This is a genomic window from Massilia suwonensis (assembly GCF_042655665.1).
Lineage (GTDB): Bacteria > Pseudomonadota > Gammaproteobacteria > Burkholderiales > Burkholderiaceae_D > Telluria > Telluria suwonensis.
The window spans coordinates 552,058-574,540 of sequence record NZ_JBHSMR010000013.1 but is presented as its reverse complement, the minus strand read 5'-3'; the positions used below and the strand labels follow the sequence as shown (position 1 = coordinate 574,540).

Annotated in this window: 18 protein-coding genes; 12 read left to right on the top strand and 6 right to left on the bottom strand. The window is 67.6% G+C overall.

The features are described from left to right. Window positions 1-212: 212 nt before the first annotated feature. Window positions 213-950, bottom strand: coding sequence for a FadR/GntR family transcriptional regulator (locus ACFPQ5_RS10515; protein WP_379754650.1), 738 nt, complete (start codon window positions 948-950; stop codon window positions 213-215). Between the two features lie 227 nt (window positions 951-1,177). Between ACFPQ5_RS10515 and ACFPQ5_RS10510 the strand changes: the two genes are divergently transcribed. Continuing rightward, window positions 1,178-2,680, top strand: a complete 1,503-nt coding sequence (locus ACFPQ5_RS10510) for a hypothetical protein (RefSeq protein ID WP_379754647.1) — start codon at window positions 1,178-1,180, stop codon at window positions 2,678-2,680. Window positions 2,681-2,692: 12 nt separating this feature from the next. Here ACFPQ5_RS10510 and ACFPQ5_RS10505 read toward each other — a convergent pair whose 3' ends face one another. After that, window positions 2,693-7,042, bottom strand: a complete 4,350-nt coding sequence (locus ACFPQ5_RS10505) for a DEAD/DEAH box helicase (RefSeq protein ID WP_379754644.1) — start codon at window positions 7,040-7,042, stop codon at window positions 2,693-2,695. Window positions 7,043-7,242: 200 nt separating this feature from the next. Here ACFPQ5_RS10505 and ACFPQ5_RS10500 point away from each other — a divergent pair, with 200 nt between their 5' ends. The 3 genes from ACFPQ5_RS10500 to ACFPQ5_RS10490 all read left to right on the top strand — a co-directional run bounded on the left by ACFPQ5_RS10500 (window position 7,243) and on the right by ACFPQ5_RS10490 (window position 10,233). After that, window positions 7,243-8,094, top strand: coding sequence for a creatininase family protein (locus ACFPQ5_RS10500; RefSeq protein ID WP_379754641.1), 852 nt, complete (start codon window positions 7,243-7,245; stop codon window positions 8,092-8,094). An 86-nt stretch (window positions 8,095-8,180) separates the two neighbouring features. Next, window positions 8,181-9,362 carry a YVTN family beta-propeller repeat protein gene (locus ACFPQ5_RS10495; protein WP_379760071.1) on the top strand — a complete coding sequence of 394 codons (1,182 nt, stop codon included), beginning with the start codon at window positions 8,181-8,183 and terminating at the stop codon, window positions 9,360-9,362. 70 nt (window positions 9,363-9,432) lie between these two features. Next, window positions 9,433-10,233, top strand: a complete 801-nt coding sequence (locus ACFPQ5_RS10490; RefSeq protein ID WP_379754638.1) for a ferritin-like domain-containing protein — start codon at window positions 9,433-9,435, stop codon at window positions 10,231-10,233. Here ACFPQ5_RS10490 and ACFPQ5_RS10485 read toward each other — a convergent pair. After that, complete coding sequence (locus ACFPQ5_RS10485) at window positions 10,202-11,428, bottom strand: MFS transporter (RefSeq protein WP_379754635.1); 1,227 nt, start codon at window positions 11,426-11,428, stop codon at window positions 10,202-10,204. The genes ACFPQ5_RS10490 and ACFPQ5_RS10485 overlap by 32 nt on opposite strands. Before the next feature lie 124 nt (window positions 11,429-11,552). Here ACFPQ5_RS10485 and ACFPQ5_RS10480 point away from each other — a divergent pair, with 124 nt between their 5' ends. The 3 genes from ACFPQ5_RS10480 to ACFPQ5_RS10470 all read left to right on the top strand — a co-directional run bounded on the left by ACFPQ5_RS10480 (window position 11,553) and on the right by ACFPQ5_RS10470 (window position 13,878). Beyond that, complete coding sequence (locus tag ACFPQ5_RS10480; RefSeq protein ID WP_379754632.1) at window positions 11,553-12,443, top strand: LysR family transcriptional regulator; 891 nt, start codon at window positions 11,553-11,555, stop codon at window positions 12,441-12,443. Beyond that, window positions 12,440-13,018, top strand: coding sequence for a flavin reductase family protein (locus tag ACFPQ5_RS10475; protein ID WP_379754630.1), 579 nt, complete (start codon window positions 12,440-12,442; stop codon window positions 13,016-13,018). Before ACFPQ5_RS10480 ends, ACFPQ5_RS10475 begins: the two co-directional genes overlap by 4 nt. 158 nt (window positions 13,019-13,176) lie before the next feature. After that, window positions 13,177-13,878 (top strand): pirin family protein, encoded by a 702-nt coding sequence (locus ACFPQ5_RS10470; RefSeq protein ID WP_379754627.1) that lies wholly within the window; start codon window positions 13,177-13,179, stop codon window positions 13,876-13,878. 92 nt (window positions 13,879-13,970) lie between these two features. On the opposite strand, the gene ACFPQ5_RS10465 is transcribed toward ACFPQ5_RS10470, so the two are convergent. Continuing rightward, a complete protein-coding gene (locus ACFPQ5_RS10465) occupies window positions 13,971-14,567 on the bottom strand; it encodes an outer membrane beta-barrel protein (RefSeq protein WP_379754624.1) in 597 nt (198 codons plus the stop codon). A 146-nt stretch (window positions 14,568-14,713) separates the two neighbouring features. Further along, window positions 14,714-15,625 (bottom strand): LysR substrate-binding domain-containing protein, encoded by a 912-nt coding sequence (locus tag ACFPQ5_RS10460; protein ID WP_379754621.1) that lies wholly within the window; start codon window positions 15,623-15,625, stop codon window positions 14,714-14,716. Window positions 15,626-16,020: 395 nt separating this feature from the next. On the opposite strand from ACFPQ5_RS10460, the gene ACFPQ5_RS10455 reads away from it, so the two are divergent. From ACFPQ5_RS10455 to ACFPQ5_RS10445, 3 genes are all read left to right on the top strand, one after another. After that, window positions 16,021-17,073: a TRAP transporter substrate-binding protein gene (locus tag ACFPQ5_RS10455; protein WP_379760069.1), complete on the top strand. Its 1,053-nt coding sequence runs from the start codon at window positions 16,021-16,023 to the stop codon at window positions 17,071-17,073. Window positions 17,074-17,155: 82 nt separating this feature from the next. Further along, window positions 17,156-17,740: a TRAP transporter small permease subunit gene (locus ACFPQ5_RS10450; protein ID WP_379754618.1), complete on the top strand. Its 585-nt coding sequence runs from the start codon at window positions 17,156-17,158 to the stop codon at window positions 17,738-17,740. Continuing rightward, a complete protein-coding gene (locus tag ACFPQ5_RS10445; RefSeq protein WP_379754615.1) occupies window positions 17,737-19,731 on the top strand; it encodes a TRAP transporter large permease in 1,995 nt (664 codons plus the stop codon). The genes ACFPQ5_RS10450 and ACFPQ5_RS10445 overlap by 4 nt, the downstream gene beginning before the upstream one ends. A gap of 70 nt (window positions 19,732-19,801) precedes the next feature. Here ACFPQ5_RS10445 and ACFPQ5_RS10440 read toward each other — a convergent pair whose 3' ends face one another. Further along, window positions 19,802-20,899 (bottom strand): branched-chain amino acid aminotransferase, encoded by a 1,098-nt coding sequence (locus ACFPQ5_RS10440; protein ID WP_379754612.1) that lies wholly within the window; start codon window positions 20,897-20,899, stop codon window positions 19,802-19,804. A 144-nt stretch (window positions 20,900-21,043) separates the two neighbouring features. On the opposite strand from ACFPQ5_RS10440, the gene ACFPQ5_RS10435 reads away from it, so the two are divergent. Beyond that, window positions 21,044-21,910, top strand: a complete 867-nt coding sequence (locus tag ACFPQ5_RS10435; protein WP_379754609.1) for a MaoC/PaaZ C-terminal domain-containing protein — start codon at window positions 21,044-21,046, stop codon at window positions 21,908-21,910. An 81-nt stretch (window positions 21,911-21,991) separates the two neighbouring features. After that, window positions 21,992-22,468 (top strand): acyl-CoA thioesterase, encoded by a 477-nt coding sequence (locus ACFPQ5_RS10430; protein WP_136219247.1) that lies wholly within the window; start codon window positions 21,992-21,994, stop codon window positions 22,466-22,468. The last annotated feature ends 15 nt before the right edge of the window (window positions 22,469-22,483 follow it).

Sequence of the window (22,483 nt, the reverse complement as noted above, 5' to 3'; positions counted from 1 at the left end):
CTGTGATGACGCCGTGCGGTGTGCGGACGGTCGACCGCGCGGCAACAGTGCCCACCCTTCGAACTGAAGCGTTAACTTGTTTTCTTTACGGCGCGTGGATGCCGGCAATGCAAACGCGTGGAGTCGGGACTCCACCCTACGATTCGTGGCTGGACGTAGGGTGGAGTCCTGACTCCACGCGTTGACGAAGCAAGAATGGAGGCAGGCGCCGATCAGGCCTCGGCCGCCTCCTGCGCCTTGCGCAAACGCTCCCGGCTATTGCTCAAGTGCGTACGCATCGCCGCCCGGGCCCCCTCGGCGTCGCGGCGCGCGATCGCGCCGTAGATGTCCTCGTGCTCGCCGATCACGCGTTCCAGGTAGTGAGCGGGATCGTCCTGCGCGATGCGCGCCGAATTCAGGCGCGCGCGCGGGATGATGTTGGTGCCGAGGTGGCTCAAAATATCGTGGAAGTAGCGGTTACCCGAGGCCTGCGCCAGCTGCAGGTGGAAGGCCATGTCGGCCGCCACCGTCTCCTGGCCGGCGCGCGCGCATTGTTCGAAACCGTCGAGGGCGGCGCGCAGCTGGGCGAGTTGTTCGTCGCTGCGGCGCCCGGCGGCCAGGCCCGCCGCTTCGGTCTCCAGGCTGATGCGCAGCTCCAGCAGGGCCAGCACGTCGCGCATCGTCACCACCGTGGCCGGATCCAGGCCCATGGGCGCGGCCGGCGGTTCGATCACGAAGGTGCCGATGCCGTGCCGGGTCTCGACCAGGCTGGCTGCCTGCAGGTGCGAGATCGCTTCGCGCACCACGGTGCGGCTCACGCCCAGCAGGCGCATGATTTCCGATTCGGTCGGCAGCTTGTCGCCGGGTTTCAGGCTGCCGCCCTTGATACTGTCGGTCAGGTGGGCGACGACGCCCTGGGCCAGGTTGCGATGGCGCTTCAATGGAGTGACGGGAGGCGTGGATGGGGTCATGGTGGTCGAAATAGGTGCGGTGCCCGGCGGGCGAGCCGATTATACGCTGGCTCATGGTCAGACGACAGACAACCGTGGCAGTCCACGCCGCCGCGATCGACGGCTGGGACAGCGCCTGCACGCGAAAATCCGCACAGGAGCAACGCGCCCTGCAGTGCGCTGCCGTGCAGGGTCGCGATGCTGGTAGCGTCGTTGGCAGCGATGTCGCCGCAGAGTGGAGTGCCGCCATGCCCAAATCCTTTGCCATCCTGTGCCTGGTTCCAGTCATGCTCCTCACCGGCTGCGCCGCCGGCCCCCAGCCGCGTCCCGGCACGCCGCCGGTCGATCCCAACCTGCACGCGATCTACATCGACCAGCATGGCGAACTGCAGGAAAAGCCGGGCGCGGCACCAAGCCCGCCCTCGGCATCGGCGGTGCAGGATCCCACGCTCGCCGGAAAAGACGACGCCTACAGCGCCCGCATCATCGCCAATTTCAAGCGCGAACGCGTGGCCAGGCCGAACCTGGCCCTGACCATCTTCGTGCATGGCGGCCTGAACCGCGCCGACTCCGCCTGGGCCCGCGCCGCCGCCTTCAGCGCCGACATGCTGCGCGAGGGCCAGTACGCGCTCTTCGTCGGCTGGAACTCGGGCGGCTACACGAATTATTTCGACCACCTGTTCCGCATCCGCACCGGCGAATACAAGCCGCGCCAGGCGCTGCTGACTTCGCCGATCGTCGTCATCGGCGACGCCGCCCGCTCCATCGTCAACATCCCGACCGCCTGGTACCGGACCGTGGCCGACCCGCTCAGCGTCACCACCTGGTACACGCGCAGCGTCGAGCTCGAATACGATCAGCGCATCCGCGTGCTGGACCATCTGCAGATCAACGTCAGCAACAAGCCGCCTTACCGCGGCGTGGGGGCCAGCTACTGGACCATCCTCAATCCCGTCAAGCTCCTGAGCGCGCCGGTGGTCGACGGTTTCGGCAGCGGCGCCTGGGATTCGATGCTGCGCCGTACCGACCTGGTGCTGAGCAAACCCATCGCCTACGAGGGCCGCCAGCCGAAACGCAGCTGGGAGGAACTCGAACCGGCCGCGCGGGCGGCGGCCATGCCGGGCGTGCCGGCGGCCTTTGTCCCGGAGACCAGGGAACTGGCCGATACCGCCGTCACGCGCTTCCTGAAGGACTGGATCAACGACGAGAGCCTGCGCGGCGTGCCGATCACCCTGATCGGCCACAGCATGGGCGCGATCGTGGTCAACAACATCCTGGCGCGCCATCCCGCGCTGGCGATCGACAAGGTCGTGTTCATGGGCGCGGCCGCGCGCATCAAGGACGTCGAGAACGGCGTCGTGCCGTGGATGCGCCGGCCCGGCAACGACCGCTCGGAGTTCTACAACCTCAGCCTCGATCCCTACCGCGAGATCGGAGAAAACGAGTTCTTCGATTTCGTCCCGCGCGGCAGCCTGCTGCACTGGATCGACAACATCTTCGGCGAAGTCAATTCCTTCAAGGACCGCACGGTGGGCGGCTGGTGGAACATCGTGCGTACCGCCGAAGACGTGTTCCCGGAGCCGGTGCGCAAGCGTGTCTATCTGACGCGTTTCCCGATCGGCGCAGCCGGGATGGGGCCGCAGGAACACGGCGACTTCGATTCCTATTGCTTCTGGCGCGCGTCGTACTGGAAGGCGCAGACGCCTTTGACGACCTATCCGGACTGCGCCGCGGCCACCACGCCGAAATAGCGCCGTCCCGTGCTAGAACTGGCGGCCGACCAGGCGCGCGTGCAGCAGGTCGCGCTCGGCGCCGGGATCGATCAGGTAGCCGATCTTCCCGGCCACCACCGTGGCGACCGGCACCCCGTCGCGGAACAGGATGCGGTTGGCGCCCAGCGCCGGCACCTTTTCGCCCGGCAGCAGGGTGCCGGCCAGGTTCAGCGGATCGACGCCGGAGATCAGCACCAGCGCACCGTCGAGCGGACGGCGGCGCACTTCGCGCAGCAGCGGAATCGCTTCCGGCAGCGCGAACTGCTCGCCCGAGAACCCGGCCACGAAGCGGCCGCCGCGGATCTCGCCGCGCGCTTCCAGGCGGTGGTAGACCGGCAGCAGCTCGCGCCAGGACGGCATCCAGGCCGCTTCGCGCTCCAGCAGGCGCCAGAACATCACGCCGTAGCGGCGCAGCAGGGTCATGGCGACGTGTTCCAGCGTCTCGGGATCGAGCTTGCGGCGGCGCGGCGGCGCGCTCGACTCCTCTTCAGGCTCCGCGCGCCGCACCAGCGCCCAGCGGCCCGCTTCCTCCATCGTCGGGCCGGCGCCGCGCCGTTTTTTTCGATCGTTGCTGGCGCGCTTGGCCTGCGGCAGCAGCATCGCGCGCAGGCCGGCGAAGCTGTCGGCGTTCACAAAACCGGTCGCCACCAGCTCGCCCAGCGCCGCCTCCAGTTCCACCGGCAGCATGCGCGCATCGAACTGCAGCTCGTCGAAGAACATCGCCCCATGCCGGCGCAGCGTTTGCAGCACCTTGTCCGCGCGCGGGGAGATCGCGGGCGGACCGGCCGGCTGCGGCAGCGCATGCCACAGTCCCGCCTGGCGGCGCGGCAGCAGCACGATCGGGGTGCCGCGCACCGGACCGCCGGCGGCGGCGCGCGGCGCGTCGATGCGGGTCCAGACCACTTTGCCGGCGCGGCACAGCTCGTCGAGCCAGAGCATCGAATAGTCGCGCAGCCGGAGGCGCAGCAGGTCGTCTTCCCAGGCGCCGGCGGCGGCCTCGTAGCCTTCGAGCTGGTTCAGCAGCAGGGGCAGCGTCTCCTCGCCCTGCCACTGGGTGTCGGGACTCAGGTGCTGCCAGTCGAACAGGAAGCGCATGTAGTCGCGCAGTTCCACCGGCTCGATCTCGCGCCGCAGCCGCTTGATGGTGTAGCGGTGGATGCGCGCCAGCAGGTGGCGTTCGCACCATTCTTCCTCCTCCACGCCCGGCGTAAAGCGGCCGCGCATGACGTAGCCTTCGCTTTCCAGCGCGGCCAGGGCGATCGCCACGCCCGATTCAGGCAGGGCCAGGTCGGCGGCGATCTGCGCAAGGGGGCGCGGCCCGAAGCCGCTCAGGCGCGCGCGCACGAGCTCGCGCAAGGCATCGTCGCGGATCCAGTCGGCACCGTCGTTGCCGCGGTGGCTGGCGGGGATGTGCAGTTGCGGCGAGGTCTGCGCGCCAGGATAGGCGGCGAGCATGCAATCGAGGCGCTCGAGTGCGACCCAGGCCTGCAGGCCGAGATCATCGCGGCGCAGGCGCGTCGCGCGTCCGGCCTCGGCCAGTTCCTCCAGCCACAGCGCCCAGCCTTCGCGTGCGCGCGCTTCCTGCTGCGTCACCAGCGCCAGCGCCACCAGGGCTTCCTGCACCTCGTCGGCGTTGCGGGCGGCGGGCCAGGCTTCCTCGGCCACGCCGGCGATCGCATCGAGGTCGAGCGCGCCCATGTCGTCCGTCGAGGCGGGATCGCTCCAGCGCCGGTTGATCACGGCCTGGGTGCGGCGCTCTTCCAGTGGCGCGTCGTCCAGGAAGGCGTAGGGCCGCGCATTCAGGATTTCGGCCGCCAGCGGGGAGGGTGCCGGCAGGTCGCGCGCCACCAGATGGATGTCGCCGTTCTCGATGCGGCGCAGCAGGGCCAGCCAGCCGTCGGAATCCATCGCCTCGTGCAGGCAGTCGTCCAGGGTCTGTTCGACCAGCGGATGGTCCGGCAGCTCGCGCTCGCCGACGATGTTTTCCAGGCAGGCCGCGCCGTCGGGGAAGATCGAGGCCAGCAAGTCGTCGCTCTTCATGCGCTGCAGCTGGGGCGCCACCTTGCGCCCGCCGGCAAAACGCGGCAGGGCCAGGGCCGTGGTCGCGTTCCAGCGCCAGCGCACGTTGAACAACGGCGCATCGAGCAGCGCCTGCACCAGGATCGGCTCGGCGGTGGCGGCCTTCAGGTAGCGCCAGACTTCGTCCAGCGGGAAGCTGTGACTGGTCGAGAGCGAGAGGATGATCGCGTCTTCGGTCGCCGCGGCCTGCAGCTCGAAGTTGAAAGTGCGGCAGAAGCGCTTCCTCAGCGCCAGGCCCCAGGCGCGGTTGATGCGGCTGCCGTAGGGCGTGTGCAGCACCAGCTGCATGCCGCCGGATTCATCGAAGAAGCGTTCCATCACCAGCGTGTCGCGGGTCGGCAGGGCCCCGAGCGCCGCGCGCGAACGGGCCAGGTAGTCGACGATCTGGCGCGCCGCGTCCTCGTTCAGCCCCAGGTGTTCCATCAGCCAGTCGACGCCCGCATCGAGCGCAGATTCACCTGAACTGCGCGCCAATCGGGCTTCGATTTCAGCCCGCAGGCGCGCCACGCCCATCGACAATTCGTCGCTGCGCCCCGGCGCCTCGCCGTGCCAGAACGGGATGTTCGGCACCGCGCCGCCGGCGTCTTCCACGCGCACCTTGCCGGCTTCGATCTTCATGATGCGGTACGACGTGTTCCCGAGCTGGAAGACGTCGCCGGCCAGGCTCTCCACGGCGAAGTCCTCGTTCACCGTACCGACCGAATGGCCCTGCGGCTCGAGCAGCACCGTGTAGTCGGCGTTCTCGGGGATCGTGCCGCCCGAGGTGACGGCCGCCAGCTTGCCGCCGCGCCGTCCGCGCACCGAGCCGGTGGCGGCGTCGCGGTGGATGTAGGCGCCGCGCACGCCGTTGCGGGTGGTGTAACCCTCGGCCAGCATGCGCAGCAGCGCGTCGTACTTGCCGCGTTCGAGGCCGGCGTAGGGCGCGGCCTGCCGCACCAGCGCGTACAGCGCGTCCTCGCGCCACTCCTGGCTGCCCACTTCGGCCACGATCTGCTGGGCCAGCACGTCGAGCGGCGCGCGCGGGATGCGCAGCACATCGAGCTCGCCGCGCCGCACGCAGTCGAGCAGGGCGGTGCATTCGATCAGGTCGTCCCGCGAAGTCGGAAACAGGCGGCCCTTGGGCGTGCCGCCGACGTTGTGGCCGGAGCGGCCAACGCGCTGCAGGAAAGCCGCGATGCTGCGCGGCGAACCGACCTGGCAGACCAGATCGACGTCGCCGATGTCGATGCCCAGTTCCAGCGAGGCCGTCGCCACCAGCACGCGCAGTTCGCCCCGTTTCAGGCGCTGTTCGGAGTCGAGCCGGTGTTCCTTGGCCAGGCTGCCGTGGTGGGCGGCGACGTGCTCGGCGCCGAGGCGCTCGCCCAGGTGACGCGCGAGCCGCTCGGCCATGCGCCGCGTGTTGACGAAAATGAGCGTGGTCCGGTGCAGCACGCTCAGTTCCATCATGCGGTCGTAGACGCGCTCCCAGACCTCGTTCGGCATCACGGCTTCGAGCGGCACCGGCGGCAATTCCAGCGCCAGGTCGCGCGCCCGGACGTGGCCGACGTCGACGACGGCGCACGCATCGTTGCCACCCTCGCCGGCGCGGCCGACCAGGAAATCGGCTACCAGCGACAGCGGCCGCTGGGTGGCCGACAGACCCACCCGCACCGCGCGCCGCCCGCACAGCGCATCCAGCCGCTCCAGGCTCAGCGCCAGGTGGCTGCCGCGCTTGCTGCCGGCCACCGCGTGGATCTCGTCGACGATCACGGTGCGCACGGTCCTGAGCATATTGCGTCCGCTGGTGGAACCGAGCAGCACGTAGAGCGACTCCGGCGTCGACACCAGGATGTGCGGCGCGCGCTTCCTCATCGCGTTGCGCTCGGCCGTGGTGGTGTCGCCGGTGCGCACGGCGGTGCGGATGCCGTGCGGCGGCAGGCCCATGGCCTTCAGATGCTCGTCGATGCCCTCCAGGGGGCCTTGCAGGTTGACGCGGATGTCGTTCGACAGCGCCTTCAGCGGCGAGACGTAGAGCACCTGGGTTTCGTCGGGCAGCTGGCCATCCTCGCTCTCGCGCACCAGCGCGTCGATCGCGGCGAGGAAGGCGGTCAGGGTCTTGCCGGAACCGGTAGGCGCCGCGACCAGGGTCGGGCGGCCGGCCTGGATCAGCGGCCAGGCGCGCAGCTGGGCTTCGGTGGCCGACGGGAAGCTGGCGGCGAACCAGCGGGCCACGGCGGGGTGGAAGTCGTGCTGCAGCTGCTGGGCGGGGGCGCGGTCGTTCATCCGAAGCACATGGGGGCATTTGTGTTCATAGCAAGATGTCCGATGTGCGTCCGATGCGAGTGGAATGCACGTTTGCAACAGGTTCGGTCAAATCCTGCGCGAGACCGGATGTTCCCCGAGCGCTTGCTCTACAATCGCAAAGTGATGACGCGCAGCAAGCCATGCTTCGCGCGCCGAAAATGGTCAAGGAATCAAGCTCGATGCTTCACCCGCACTATCGCCGGCGGCGCAAGGCGCTTGCCGCCGCAATCCTTGCCTGGACACTGGCCGCCTCCGGCCTGGCAGCCGCGCGCGAACCCGCGAGCGTCTACGTCGAAGACCTGACCTCGCCCGAACTGCAAGCCCGCATCGTCAAAGGCGCCACCACCGTCCTGGTCCCGATCGGCGGCCTGGAACAAAGCGGCCCGCACATCGCCCTCGGCAAGCACAACGTCCGCGCCCGCCTGCTGGCCGGCCGCATCGCGCAAAGCCTCGGCAACACGCTGGTGGCGCCCGTCGTCGCCTACGTCCCGGAAGGATCGATCACGCCCCCAAGCGGCCACATGCGCTTCGCCGGCACGGTTTCGGTTCCGGAGAGCGCCTTCGAGGCGGTACTGGAAGCCACGGCGCGCAGCTTCTGCCGGCATGGCATACGCGAAGTGTTCTTCCTGGGCGACCACGGCGGCTACCAGAAGAACGAGGAAAAGGCAGCGGTTCGGGTCAACCGGATTGGGGACTGCCGCGTTCACGCTCTGCTCGGCTATTACGAGGCGACCCAGACGAGCTATGTAGCGGAACTGAAGCGGCGCGGCCATGGCGATGCCGAGATCGGACTGCATGCCGGCCTGGCCGATACGTCCCTGAGCCTGGCGCTCGATCCGGCCCTGGTGCGTACCGAGCTGCTGACGGCCGGCGCGAAGGCGGGCAAGGGCGGCGGCGTGTCGGGCGATCCGACGCGGGCGACGGCGGCGCTCGGCCAGCTCGGCGTCGAGCGCATCGTCGCCGAGTCCGTCGCCGCGATCCGCGCCCAGCTGGCAAAAGACGCAACCGAGAACCCATCCAGGAAACCCTAGAGAACCCCATCGTGGCATCCAAAAAAACAGTCGGCGCGATTGGCGCTGTCGTCGCCGTGTCCGTCGTAGCCGGCGGCGCTTTTCTCATGCGCGCCAGGGAAGCGGCCGCGCCGGCGGCAGTCCCCGTCGTCACGGCGAGCGGCATGCCGCCGGTCGTCGACCCGAACAACCTGTACAGCGAAATCGGCGCCGCGCACCTCAGCTCCGCCGTGAAGGGCGACCTCGAACGCGTCTACGTGCCGAACCTGCGTTCGAACGACGTCAGCGTGATCGACCCGCACACGATGAAGGTCGTGGACCGTTTCAAGGTCGGCATCAGCCCCCAGCACGTGATCCCGAGCTGGGACCTGCGCACCCTGTGGGTGGCGAACAATGCCGAGCGCCAGGAGACCGGCAGCCTGACGCCGATCGACCCCGCCACCGGCAAGCCAGGCAGGCAGGTCGACGTCGACGACCCCTACAACATGTACTTCACGCCCGACGGCAAGTCGGCCATTGTCGTCGCCGAGGCGCGGCGCCGGCTCGATTTCCGCGATCCGCACACGATGGCGATGCAGTACAAGATCGACGTGCCGAACTGCGGCGGCATCAACCACGCCGAGTTCTCGATCGACGGCAGGTATGCGCTGTTCACCTGCGAGTTCGACGGCGCGATCGCCAGGATCGACCTCGTCAACCGCAGCGTGCTCGGCTACCTGAAGCTGTCGATGCCGGCCACCCGCGTGCGCGAAGGCTTCGATCCGAGGAATCCCGGCGCGTCCGAGATCTGCACGCGCAAGAAGGGCATGCCGCAGGACGTCCGCATTTCGCCCGACGGCAAGCGCTTCTACGTGGCCGACATGATGGCCGACGGCGTGCACATCGTCGACGGCGCCAGCTTCACGAAAGTCGGCTTCATTCCGTCCGGTCCCGGCACCCACGGCCTGTACCCGAGCCGCGACGGCAAGTACCTGTACATCACCAACCGCGGCACCCACCGCATCCACGGCAAGCGCAAGGGCCCGGGCAGCGTCGACGTGCTGGAGTTCGCGAGCGAGAAGATCGTCGCGCACTGGGCGATCCCGAACGGCGGCAGTCCGGACATGGGCAACGTCAGCGCCGACGGCAAGTCGCTGTGGCTGGCAGGGCGCTTCGACGACGTCGTCTACCGAATCGACACGAAGAGCGGCGACGTACGCTCGGTGAAGGTGGGCGGCGAACCGCACGGGCTGACCGTCTGGCCGCAGCCGGGGCGCTACTCGCTCGGGCATACCGGCAACCTGCGCTAGGCCGTTCAAAGGGCGGCGGGTTTGCTACACTGCCGCCTTTATTCACCCGAGATGCGCGCACGAGATTGACATGAAAGACCCCCAGGAATTGCGGGCCGCGGCCCTGCGCTGCCTACTCGAGACCGACCCGCTCGGAAAAACCCAGGGCGTGGCCGCTTTGGCGCAAGCCTGGGCCGATGGCGCCGTGAGCCTCGACAGCGCGGCGCCGCTCGAGGAAACCGGCACCATTCCCGGCCGTCCGGTCCGTCCCGAACTGGTCTCGCCGCGCCTGGTCGGCCGCCGTTCGATGGCGACGGTCGAAGGCCGCGCCATGCTGGCCCACGCGCTGGCCCACATCGAATTCAACGCTGTCAACCTGGCGCTCGATGCCTTGTGGCGCTTCCCGGATATGCCGCACGCTTACTACACCGACTGGCTGCAGGTGGCGAAAGAGGAGGCCTACCACTTCACGCTGCTGGCCGATCATTTGCAGACGCTGGGCTATGCCTACGGCGACTTCCCCGGCCACGACAGCCTGTGGGAGATGGTCGAGAAAACGAAGGGCGACGTGCTGGCGCGCATGGCGCTGGTGCCGCGCACGCTGGAAGCGCGCGGGCTCGATGCGATCCCGCCGCTGCGCGCCAAGCTGGCCCAGGCCGGCGACATGGCGGCGGCGGCCATCCTCGACATCATCCTGCGCGACGAGGTCGGCCACGTCGAGATCGGCAACCGCTGGTACGGCTTCCTGTGCGAAGCGCGCGGCCTGCCGCTGCGCGCCACCTACGACGAACTCGTCGTGCGCTACAAGGCCCCGGTGCTGAAGGGCCCATTTAATCTCGAGGCACGACGCCGCGCCGGCTTCACTGAAGAGGAACTTGCGCGCTTCGCGTGATCCCGCGGCCGGCCCATTCCGCGATCCACCACGCCAGCGCCGCGGCAGGGAAAGCCATGCCGGTCAACAGCGCCGCATCCCAGCCGTGGCGGGCATACACCCAGGCCCCCAGCGCCGAACCGAGCGCGCCGCCGGCAAAGAACAGCGCAAAGAAGATCCCGTTCAAACGGCTGCGCACCTCGGCGCCGAGCGCGAAGAGGGCGCGCTGGCTCAGCACCAGATTCGCCGCCACACCCATGTCGAGCACGATCGAGGCCAGCACCAGCAGGGCCAGCGCCAGCTCGCGCGAATCCGGCGCGGCCAGGGGCAGGACGAAGCCCGCCACGCCCAGCAGCAGGGCCGCTGCGGTGGCGTACACAGTGTGGCCGCGGTCGGCCAGGCGCCCGGCAACGGGCGAAGCCACGGCGCCGGCCACGCCGACCAGGGCGAAGATCGCGATGCCGGTCTGCGACAGGTGGAAGCTGGAACCGGCCAGCACCAGCGGCGTCACGGTCCAGAACAGGCTGAAGGACGCGAACATCGCGGCGTGGTAGACGGCGCGCCGGCGCAGCAGGGGCGTCGTGCGCAGCAGCTGCCACATCGAGCCGATCAGGCGGCCGTAGGGCAGGCCGCCTTGCGGCACGCGTTGCGGCAGGCGCGCGCGCAGCACGAATGCGAGCAGGACGACGGCCAGCGCGGCGGCGCCGTACACGGCATGCCAGCTGAAGTGGTCGGCCACGAGGCTTGCCAGCGGCCGCGCCAGCATGATCCCGACCAGCAGGCCACTGACCACCTTGCCGACGGTCTGGCCGCGCGTTTCCTCGCGCGACAAATGGGCGGCGAAGGGCACCAGCACCTGGGCCGCGACCGAGCCGAGGCCGATACCGAGCGAGGTGGCGAGGAACAGGGCGGCGCTGCTGCTGAACGCCGCCAGGGCCAGCATCGCGCTGGTGGCCAGCAGCAGCACGAAGACCAGCTTGCGGTTTTCCAGCAGGTCGCCCAGCGGCACGATGAACAGCAGGCCGAGCGCATAGCCGACCTGGGTCAGCGTGACGATCAGGCCGGCGGCGTCGAGCGAGAGGCCGGTGGCGCGGCTGATCGGGCCGACCAGGGTCTGGGCGTAGTACAGGCTGGCGACGATCAGGCCGGCGGCCACGGCCAGCAGGCGGGTGGTGCCGGGAGAGATGTCGGCGGCGGGGTGAGTTGTTGTTGTCATGACGGCTCCTGGTTGGGTTGCAGCCATTCTAGGGCAAGCGATTGTAAAGATAATTACCCGCGAGGACTGCTATACAATTCACTTTTTATGAACAATCGGGGGCGCGGTGGACCGGATCAAAGCCATGCAGACTTTTGTGCGCATCGTCGAAGCGGGAAGTTTTTCGCGCGCCGCCCAGTCGCTGGACCTGCCGCGCGCCTCGATGACGGCCACCATGCAGAACCTGGAAGCCTACCTCGGCACCCGGCTCCTGCAGCGCACCACGCGCTCGGTCTCGCTGACGACCGATGGCGCCGACTTCCATGCGGAATGCGTCGAGATCCTGGCCGCGATCGAGGCGGCGGAAGGGCGCTTTCGCGGCGGCGCGGGAGCGCCCCAAGGCAGGCTGCGGATCGAGCTGCCGGGCGCGCTGGGCCGGCGCGTGGTGGTGCCGCGCCTGGCCGAGTTCCATGCGCGCTACCCCGGGATCGAACTCGTGGTGGGCCTGGCCGACCGCCTGGCCGACCTCACGCGCGACGGCATCGACTGCGCGCTGCGCGTGGGCGAGCTGCAAGACTCGCGCCTGATCGCGCGCCGGGTCGGCAGCATGCGCTTCGTGACCTGCGCATCGCCCGCCTATTTGGCCGCGCACGGGACGCCGGCCAGCGTCGCCGATCTCGACCGCCATCGCGGCGTCGTCCATTTCTCGGGCCGCACGGGACGTCCTTTCGACTGGGACTTCACCGTCGACGGTGAAATAGTGCGGCGCCAGCTGCCCGGCACGATCGCGGTCGACGATGCCGACGCCTATGTGTCCTGCGGCCTGCAGGGCCTGGGCATCATCCAGGCCGCGGCCTATATGGTAGCCGGGCATCTGGCGCGCGGCGCGCTGGTCGAGGTGCTGGCAGACTACCCGAGTGTGCCGATGCCGGTCTCGCTGGTGCACCCGCAGGGACGCATGGCGACGCCCAAGCTGCGCGCCTTCGCCGCCTGGATCGAGGAAGTATTGGCGATCCCCTTTTTGGAGAACAGATGAACCCGCATATTCAAGCCGTAGCGCTGGAAAAAGCCTACCGCCTGCTGAACCACGGCCCGACCGTGCTGGTGTCGAGCCACCACGGCGGCGTCGACAACGTGATGGCCGCGGCCTGGGCCTGCGCTTTGGACTTCGCGCCGCCCAAGCTCACGGTGGTGCTCGACAAGCAGACCGCCACGCGCGGCCTGATCGAGGCCAGCGGCCGCTTCGTGGTGCAGGTGCCGACGGTGGCGCTGCTGGAGCTGACGAACCGGGTCGGCAACCGCAGCCTGGCTGAGGAACCGGCCAAGCTGCTTGATGCCGGCGTCCGCCTGCTGCGCCTGGCCGGCGATGCGCTGCCGTTCGTCGAGGGCTGCTCGGCCTGGCTCGAATGCCGCCTGGTGCCCGAGCCGCACAACCAGGCCGCCTATGACCTGTTCATCGGCGAAGTGATCGGCGCCTGGGCCGACGACCGCGTCTTCCGCGATGGCCACTGGCACTTCGAGGAAGCGGGACCGGAATGGCGCAGCATCCATCACGTCGCCGGCGGCCATTTCTACGCCATCGGCGAGGCCATGCAGGCCAGGTCGGAATAAGGCGTTCGAAAATTTCGATGGTAGGACTGCAAACTACTCGCTTTTTGTTCCCGCTTTCGCCGCGCATAATGCAACCCATGCACAACACGGCCAGCGCCAGACGATGAAGGCGCCGAGCTTCGAATCCTTCGAACGGCCGATAACAAAAGGAGCGCATCATGTTGAAAGTACGTAAAAGCGAAGACCGCGGCGTCGCCAATTTCGGCTGGCTCGATTCGAAGCACACCTTCTCGTTCGGCCACTACCACGACCCGGCCCACATGGGCGTCGGCCCGCTGCGCGTGATCAACGAGGACCGCGTGTCCGCCGGCCGCGGCTTCGATGCCCACGGCCACCGCGACATGGAAATCATCTCCTACGTGCTCGACGGCGCGCTGGAACACAAGGACAGCATGGGCAACGGCTCCGTCCTGCGCTACGGCGACGTCCAGCGCATGAGCGCAGGCCAGGGCGTGGTGCACAGCGAGTTCAATCACTCGAAGACCGAGCCGGTGCACTTCCTGCAGATCTGGATCCAGCCGGACCGGGTCGGCGAGCCGGGCGGCTACGAAGAGAAGCACTTCGACGCGGCCGAGAAAACGGGCCGCCTGCGCCTGGTGGCGTCTCCCGACGGCCGCGACGGGTCGGTATCGATGCGGCAGGATGCCTCGCTGTACGCGGCGATCCTGAATGGCGAAGACCGCGTCAGCTTCCCGCTGCAGGCCGGCCGCATCGCCTACGTCCACGTGGCGCGCGGTGGCCTGAACGTGAACGGCGTGGCCTTGAAGGCAGGCGACGCGGTGCGCATCGACGCCGAGGAGCAGGTCGTCCTCGACGGTGCGCAGGATGCCGAAGTGCTGCTGTTCGACCTGCCGCAGTAAGTAGCTGTAGGGGTGGGCGAGGCCAATGGCCTCGCCCACGGTTTTACCGGACGGGTTTCCCGTTCACGCGTTCAGTACAAGCGCTGCCTGGATCAGAAGTAGGCGTTGACCAGCAGGCCCACGTGATCGCCCTTGACCGAGATGCCGCTACGTACTTCCTTGAATTTGTCGTTCACGTAGCGCAGCTTGAAGCCGATGCGTGGCGAGTACAGGTATTCGATTTCGGCGACCGGGCTGGTCGTGTCCTTGAAGTCGACGTCACCAAAGCCGCCATCGATCTTGTCGACCAGGGTGATGTTGGAGACGAAGCGCAGGCCGCCGCCCACGCGCACCTTGTCGTTGACGTGGTAGTAGCCGAGCAGTTCAAGCGGCACGCGCCCGAAGCGCAGGTCGCCGTTGCGGGCGTTGGCGCGATCGGTATGGTAGCCGATCGTGCCCTGCACCGAGAACTGCGGGTCGATCCGGTAGTCGAGGCCCGCGAGCAGCGCGATGCTTTCGCCGCCGCGCAGGGTGATTTCGCTGCCGTCGTCATAGACCGCCGTTGCCAGGTCGTCGCCGCCGAAGGTGAAGCCGGCGCCGATCACGAAACGCAGCGGTTTGGCGGCGAGGTCGGGCACCTGCACATAGGTCTGGGCATGTGCCGCGAGGGAGGCGAGGGCAAGAGCGGCGGCGAGTGCGATTTTTTTCATGTCGTTATCGGTAATGGGAGCGTGGGCCGGCATGCATCCAAGCCGCCGGTGAGTCGACATGGTAAAGTGACAATTTCCAAGATGCAATGATAGCGCTCGGTTTGTTGTTATTTCAGAACAATTTGGGCGCTTTGATTCTATGACCATCAGCGCGGCAGGATCAGCCGCGCAAGCGCATCCGACTTACGCAAGCGCTCGCGCCACCAGCGCAGCGCCGCGCCTTCTTCGCCCGTGCGCCAGGCGAGGTACAGCGTCTCGTCGGGCTTGGGTTCCTCGACCTGCTTCGCGATGAAGCGGCCCTGCGCGATGTCCTCGCGCACCCAGGCCTCGGGCAGGAAGCCGAAGCCCAGGCCCGCGCGCTGGAAATCGTACTTGGTCTGCATGTCGGGCGCGGTCAGCGTGTCCTGGCCGAACAGCAGGCCCACGGTGCGCGCCTGCAGCTGGCGCGCCGAATCCGAGACCGACACGGCGCGATGCGGCGCGAGATCGCTTTTCGACAGCGGCCGCTCGATCGCGGCCAGCGGATGGCTGGGCGCCACCACGAAGACGAAGGAGACGGTGACGATCGGTTCGGCCGTATAGCCGCCGCCCGGCGGCCCCATGCCGGCCGCGCCCACCAGCAGGTCGGCGCGCCGCTCGAGCAGGGCTTCCCAGGTCCCCGAGAGTTCTTCCTTCACCAGGCGCAGGCGTGTCTGGTCGGCCACGCCGTAGAAGGCCGTGATGTCGTCCATCAGCGCGCAGGGCGAGAGCATCGAATCGATCGCCAGCGTGAATTCCGTTTCCCACCCCGAGGCCACGCGCCGCACCCGGCGCTCCAGGTCGCCCGCCGCCTTCAGCAGGTAGCGTCCTTCCTTGAGCAGCTCGGCCCCCGCGGCCGTCAATTCCACGCGCGGCCCGAAGCGCTCGAACAGCTGCACGCCCAGGTCTTCCTCGAGTTTCGACACCGTGTACGAGATCGTCGACGGCACCCTGAACAATTCCTTGGCGGCGGCCGCGAAGGAGCCGCGGCGGGCGATGGTGTCGACGGTGAGGAGGGCGTCCAGGCTGAGTTTGAGCATGCGGGTGGCGATCGATCGCATCGAAAGAATGACGGCATGATAACCCGGCAGCCCGTACGGCGTGCTCGATAGTTGATGACAATCAATTGATTGGCTTAACTAACAGAACAATGCTTGATGCCTGACAAAGCAAAAACATGTCCCGTCCCATCCGTGTAAGAAATCCGTAAGGAAGCAGGCACATTCTCCGTAATGATGTGCCAGCTTTTCAGCCTCAACAGTATCGATTCAGTCCGTTTTCATAAAAACCAGACAGGAGACATACCATGAAGAAGGGTGAAGGTGTACAGCATGCCGGTGCGCAGGATGGCAAGGAGCCGGGGCAATCCCGGTTGAAACGCAGGAAATTCCTCGGGGGCGCCGCCGGCACCGCGGGCGCCGCGCTGGCTTTCCCGATGGTCGCCAGTGCGCAGGGAGCGACCAAGATGCGCTTCCAGAGCACCTGGCCCAGCAAGGACATCTTCCACGAGTACGCGCAGGACTTCGCCAAAAAGGTCAACGACATGACCGGCGGCGACCTGCGCATCGAGGTGCTGCCGGCCGGCGCCGTGGTTCCCGCCTTCGGCCTGCTCGACGCCGTCTCCAAGGGCACGCTCGACGGCGGACACGGCGTCATGGGCTACAACTACGGCAAGCAGAGCGCGATCGCGCTGTGGACTTCGGGCCCGGCCTACGGCATGGACGCCAACATGGTGCTCGCCTGGCACAAGTACGGAGGCGGCAAGGAATTGCTGGCCGAGCTGTACAACGGCATCGGCGCCAACGTGGTTTCCTTCCTCACGGGGCCGATGCCGACGCAGCCGCTGGGCTGGTTCAAGAAGCCGATCAGCAAAATTACAGACCTGAAGGGCATGAAGTTCCGCACCAACGGCCTCGCCATCGACCTGTTCACGGCCATGGGCGCGGCCGTGAATGCGCTGCCCGGCGGCGAGATCGTGCCCGCCATGGACCGCGGGCTGCTCGACGGCGCCGAATTCAACAACGCCAGCTCGGACCGCCTGCTCGGTTTCCCCGACGTCTCCAAGGTCTGCATGCTGCAAAGCTTCCATCAAAGCTCCGAGCAGTTCGAGGTCACCTTCAACAAGACCAAGTACAACGCGCTGCCGCAGAAGATCAAGGCGATCATCGAGAACGCGGTCGAAGCCGCCTCGTCCGACATGGCCTGGAAGGCGGTCGACCGCTATTCGAAGGACTACCGCGACATGCAGGCCAAGGACGGCGTCAAGTTCTACAAGACGCCGGACGCCGTGCTGCAGGCGCAGCTGCAGGTGTGGGACGAGGTGGTGGCGAAGAAGGGCGCCGACAATCCGCTGTTCCGGAAAGTCGAGGCCTCGATGCGCGCGTTCGCCGAGCGGGCCATGAAGTGGGACATGGACACGAATAATCCGCGCCGCATGGCCTACAACCACTACTTCGGCCGCAAGGCGCCCGCGCCCAAGAAGGCCTGAGCGTCCAAGGCGGTAACAAGCCAGCAGTGGAAGGCGCGCGGTCCGCCGGCCGGGCCGCGCCAGTTCGCGACCGGAGTCCCTCATGCGAAATATCCTGTTCTTCGTCGATCGGGTCAGTACCCTGGTCGGCCAGGCCTTTTCCTGGCTGATCGTGGCGCTGACCTTCCTCGTCACCTGGGAAGTATTTGCGCGCTATGCGCTCAATACCCCGAACCCCTGGGCCTTCGATCTCATGATCATGCTCTACGGCGCCGCCTTCATGATGGCCGGCGCCTACACCCTGGCCAAGAACGGCCACGTGCGCGGCGACGTGCTCTACAGTTTCTTCCCGCCGCGCCTGCAGGCCGGGCTCGACCTGCTGCTGTACATCGTGTTCTTCATCCCCGGCGTCATCGCCCTGGTCTGGGCCGGCACCACCTACGCGGCCGAGTCGCTGGCGATCCGCGAGCATTCCACGCTTACCGCCAACGGGCCGCCCCTGTATCCGTTCAAGATGGTCATCCCGCTGGCCGGCATCCTGCTCCTGCTGCAGGGCTGCGTCGAGATCGTGCGCTGCGTGCTCTGCCTGCGCCAGGGCGACTGGCCCGCGCGCGAGGCCGACGTCGAGGAAGTCGACGTCGACAAGCTCAAGGCGATGGTGCATGCGGACGAAGGGCGGCCGTCATGAGGAAGGAAATCTGGTTCGGCCTGTCCATCCTGCTGGCGATCGTGGTCGGCCTGTTCGCCCTCATGCCGGCGCCTGCCGACATGACCAACGGCCACCTGGGCCTGCTGATGCTGGCGCTGGTGGTGGTCGCCATCATGCTCGGCTTTCCGACTGCCTTCACGTTGATGGGCATGGGCGTGCTGTTCGCCTGGTTCGCCTTCCACAGCAGCGACCCGGCGCAGGCAACAAGCCTGACGCTGGAGCTGATGGTGCAGCGCGCCTATTCGGTCATGGCCAACGACGTCCTGATCTCGATCCCGCTCTTCATCTTCATGGGCTACCTGGTCGAGCGCGCCAACCTGATCGAGCGGCTGTTCAAGAGCCTGCACCTTGCGATGGCGCGCGTGCCAGGATCGCTGGCGGTGGCGACCATCGTCACCTGCGCCATTTTCGCCACCGCCACCGGCATCGTCGGCGCGGTGGTCACGCTGATGGGCCTGCTGGCGCTGCCGGCCATGCTCAAGGCCGGCTACAGCACGCAGCTGTCGAGCGGCTGCATCACGGCCGGCGGCTGCCTGGGCATCCTGATCCCACCCTCGGTGCTGCTGATCGTGTACGGCGCCACCGCCGGGGTCTCGGTGGTCAAGCTGTACGCGGGTGCCTTGTTCCCGGGGATCATGCTGGCCGGCCTGTACGTCGGCTACGTCTTGCTCGTGGCGAAACTGCGGCCGTCGGCGGCGCCGCCGCTGCCTGCGAGCGAGCGTATCGTCACGCTGCCGGCCTACACCGAGGCCATACCCGACGCCCACGGCAGGATGGCGCTCGCCGGCCTGGCCGGCGCCTTCAAGGGACGGCGTGCCGCGAATGTGCCGGCCCGCACGCTGGCGGTCAACCTGTTCGTGGCGCTGCTGCCGGCACTGGCTTTTGCCGCCGTGATGGGCGTGAGCTACCGGATCGTGACCGCGCCCGAGGCAGCCCCCACGGAACTGGTCGAAATGGGCGCCGGGCCGGCCTTCGACAGCGCGCCGGCGGACGACAGCGGCGGCCTGCAGGAGCCCCCAAGCGACGCCGGACTGGCCGAGCCGCCGGTGGAAGGCGGACTGGCCGAGCCCCCGGCGGAGGGTGGACCGGCCGAGCCGGCCGCCGACGGCGCCGCCGTTCCCGCGGCCGCCGTGGCCCCTGCGGTCCCCGAAGCGGGGGCCTCGCCGCAGCGCATGGACGCCGCTGCAAGCATTCCGGCAAGGGAGCCGCTGGCGCAGCCGGCCACCCGCAGCTTCTGGATCGCGCTCGGCGTCGGCGCCGCCGCGCTCGCCGTCTTCTATCTCTTTTTCAGCTTCGCGCGCCTGGAGATCTTCAAGATGCTGCTCGGGTCGCTGTTTCCGCTGGCGATCCTGATCCTCGCGGTGCTGGGCAGCATCGTGTTCGGACTGGCGACGCCGACCGAGGCGGCGGCAATGGGCGCCTTCGGCGGCCTGCTGCTGGCCATTGCCTACCGCCGCTTCAACTTCGCCCTGCTGCGCGATTCGGCCCACCTGACCGCCAAGACCACAGCCATGGTGTGCTGGCTGTTCGTCGGCTCGAGCATCTTCTCGGCCGCGTTCGCGCTGCTGGGCGGGCAGGAAATCATCAATGAGTGGGTGCTGGGGATGGAGCTGTCCCCGGTGCAGTTCATGCTGCTGGCGCAGGTGATCATCTTCCTGCTCGGCTGGCCGCTCGAATGGACCGAGATCATCGTCATCTTCATGCCGATCTTCGTGCCGCTGCTGGCCCACTTCAACATCGACCCGCTGTTCTTCGGCCTGCTGGTGGCCATGAACCTGCAGACGGCCTTCCTGTCGCCGCCGGTCGCGATGTCGGCTTTCTACCTGAAGGGCGTCGCGCCGCCGCACGTGACGCTGAACCAGATCTTCATGGGCATGCTGCCCTTCATGGGAATCCAGATTCTTGGGATTGTCCTGCTGTACGCGTTTCCGGCGATCGGGCTGTGGCTGCCCGGGGTGCTGTACAAGTAGCGGGGAAGTAAAAGGCGAAAAAAAGGCCACGATCGCTCGTGGCCTTTGTGGACGCAGGTAGCGCCCGGAATCAGAACACGCGCTGGATCCAGCCGTGCTTGTCTTCGGCGCGGCCGTTCTGGATGTCGAGCAGGGCCGACTTCAGGCGGGTGGTGACGGCGCCGGCTTCGCCATTGCCGATCGCGGCTTCGAAGCCATTGCCCTTGACCTTGCCGATCGGCGTGACGACAGCAGCGGTGCCGCAGGCGAAGGCTTCGGTCAGGCGGCCGCTGGCGGCGTCCGCTTTCCACTGGTCGATCGAGTAGGGCTCTTCGCGCACGGTGATGCCCATGTCGCGCGCCAGCACGATCAGCGAATCGCGGGTGATGCCCGGCAGGATGGTGCCGGTCAGCGGCGGGGTCTGGATCGAACCGTCTTCGAACACGAAGAAGATGTTCATGCCGCCCAGTTCCTCGACCCACTTGCGCTCGACGGCGTCCAGGAACACGACCTGGTCGCAGCCCTGGCGCGTCGCTTCGGCCTGCGCCGCCAGGCTGGCGGCGTAGTTGCCGCCGCACTTGGCGTCGCCGGTACCGCCGGGCGCGGCGCGGATGTAGTTTTCGGAGACCCACAGGGTCACGCCGGCGGCGCCGCCCTTGAAGTAGTTGCCGGCCGGCGAAGCGAATACGCAGAACAGGTATTCGGCGGCCGGGCGCACGCCCAGGGCCGCTTCGGTGGCGATCATGAACGGACGCAGATACAGGGCGGCACCCTCGAGCTTCGGAATCCACTCGCGGTCGGTGCTGACGATCGCGTGCACGGCTTCCAGGAACAGCTCTTCAGGCAGCGGCGCCATCGCCAGGCGGGTGGCGGAATTGGCGAAGCGGCGCGCGTTGGCGTCCGGGCGGAACAGGGCGGCGCCGCCGTCCGGCTGCGGGTAGGCTTTCAGGCCTTCGAAGATTTCCTGGGCATAGTGCAGCACCATCGTCGACGGATCGAGCGGCAGCATGCCGCGCGCTTCGACCTTGCCGTCGTGCCAGCCGCGGCCTTCGGTGTAGCGGATCGTGACCATGTGGTCGCTGAACGCGCGGCCGAAGCCCGGGTTTTCGAGCAGCGCGGTGCGCTCGGGGGTAGGAAGGGGCATCAGGCTTTGCTGGATCGACAGGGTCGATGGACCAAATTTGTTCATACAATCTCCGAAAAACGAAAGTGCGCAACAGTGCGCTAGTGCGTCGTCAGGCTGTATTATCGATGAAACACGGCATTTTGGCAGCGCAAACTTCATCCGGCCGGGTGGAAGATTGCGCTTGACTCGCGTCCACAGGGAGAAAACGTGCTTCAAACGACCGCCGCTACCAAACCAATTCCAGCGCCACTCCTGCCGCCCATGGGCCCCGGCCTGGTGCTCCGGGTCTTGTCCAAGCGTGCGCGCGCCGCGCCGGTGGAGCTGCCCGGCCCCCTGACCTCCAGCTTCACGCTGCCCGCCATCGACAGCGCCCATGTCGCGCGCTACAGCGCGACCCTCGGATTCGCGCCTGGCGCGGTACCGCTGACCTGGTGGTATCTGCCGGTGCAGCGCGCCCACATGGCGACCATGCTGGGCGACGCCTTTCCCTACCGGCTGGCCGGCATCGTCCACGTCGAGAACGAACTGGTGGCGCATGCCGCGCCGCCAGCCAACACGCCGATCCGGATCGACACCCGCATCGACGTCCTGCCTGCGACCAGCTCCGGCGCCGTGTATTGCGCCCTCGAGACGGTCGGCAGTGCCGGCGGCGAACGCATCTTTACCTGCACCAGTAAATACCTGGCTGTGCGCGGCGGCCGCTTCGGCAAGCCCAGGCGCGAGACGGCGCCGGCGCAGCCGGGCGCGGCGATCGACAGCTGGACCCTGCCGCCTTCGAGCGGACGCGCCTACGCCCGCGTCTCCGGCGACTGGAACCCGATTCACCTGACGCGCTGGAGCGCGCGCCTGCTGGGCCTGCCCGCACCCATCATCCACGGCATGCATTCGGTGGCCCGCAGCTGCGCGGCAATCGAAGCGGCGGCGCAGCGGCGGGTGAGCGCGATGTCGGTGCGCTTCACGGCGCCGGTGCCGCTGGGCTCGACCGTCACGCTGACGAGCGGCAGCGCACCGGGGCGCTACGCGCTGTTCTGCGGTGAGGCATTGGCGGCGGAGGGTGCCTATACGCTGGATTGAGAAATTGCAGGGTTGAAAGTAAAGACGCGCAAAGCCTCGTACAATGGATTGCATTTTCCTCCACAGCCCATCGGGAACGACATGAACGACCACCAGGGAAGACCCATCCACGAACTGACGATGACGGTCCTGATGACCCCCGACATGGCCAATTTTTCCGGCAATGTCCACGGCGGCACCATCCTGAAATTCCTCGACAGCGTCGCCTATGCCTGCGCCAGCCGCTATTCGGGCTCGTACGTCGTCACCTTGTCGGTCGACCAGGTGATGTTCCTGCAGCCGATCCACGTCGGCGAACTGGTGACCTTCCTCGCGTCGGTCAACTACACGGGCACCAGCTCGATGGAGATCGGCATCCGCGTCGTCACCGAAAACATCCAGGCGCGCACCCAGCGCCACGCCAACAGCTGCTATTTCACGATGGTGGCGGTGGACGCCAACCGCAAGCCGCAGGCGGTGCCGCCGCTGGTGCCGGAGACGGAAGAGCAGAAGCGGCGCTTCGAAAAGGCCGAGGAACGCAAAGCATCGCGCAAAGCGCTGCATGGCAGGAAGCCCTGATTTTTCCAATCGAAA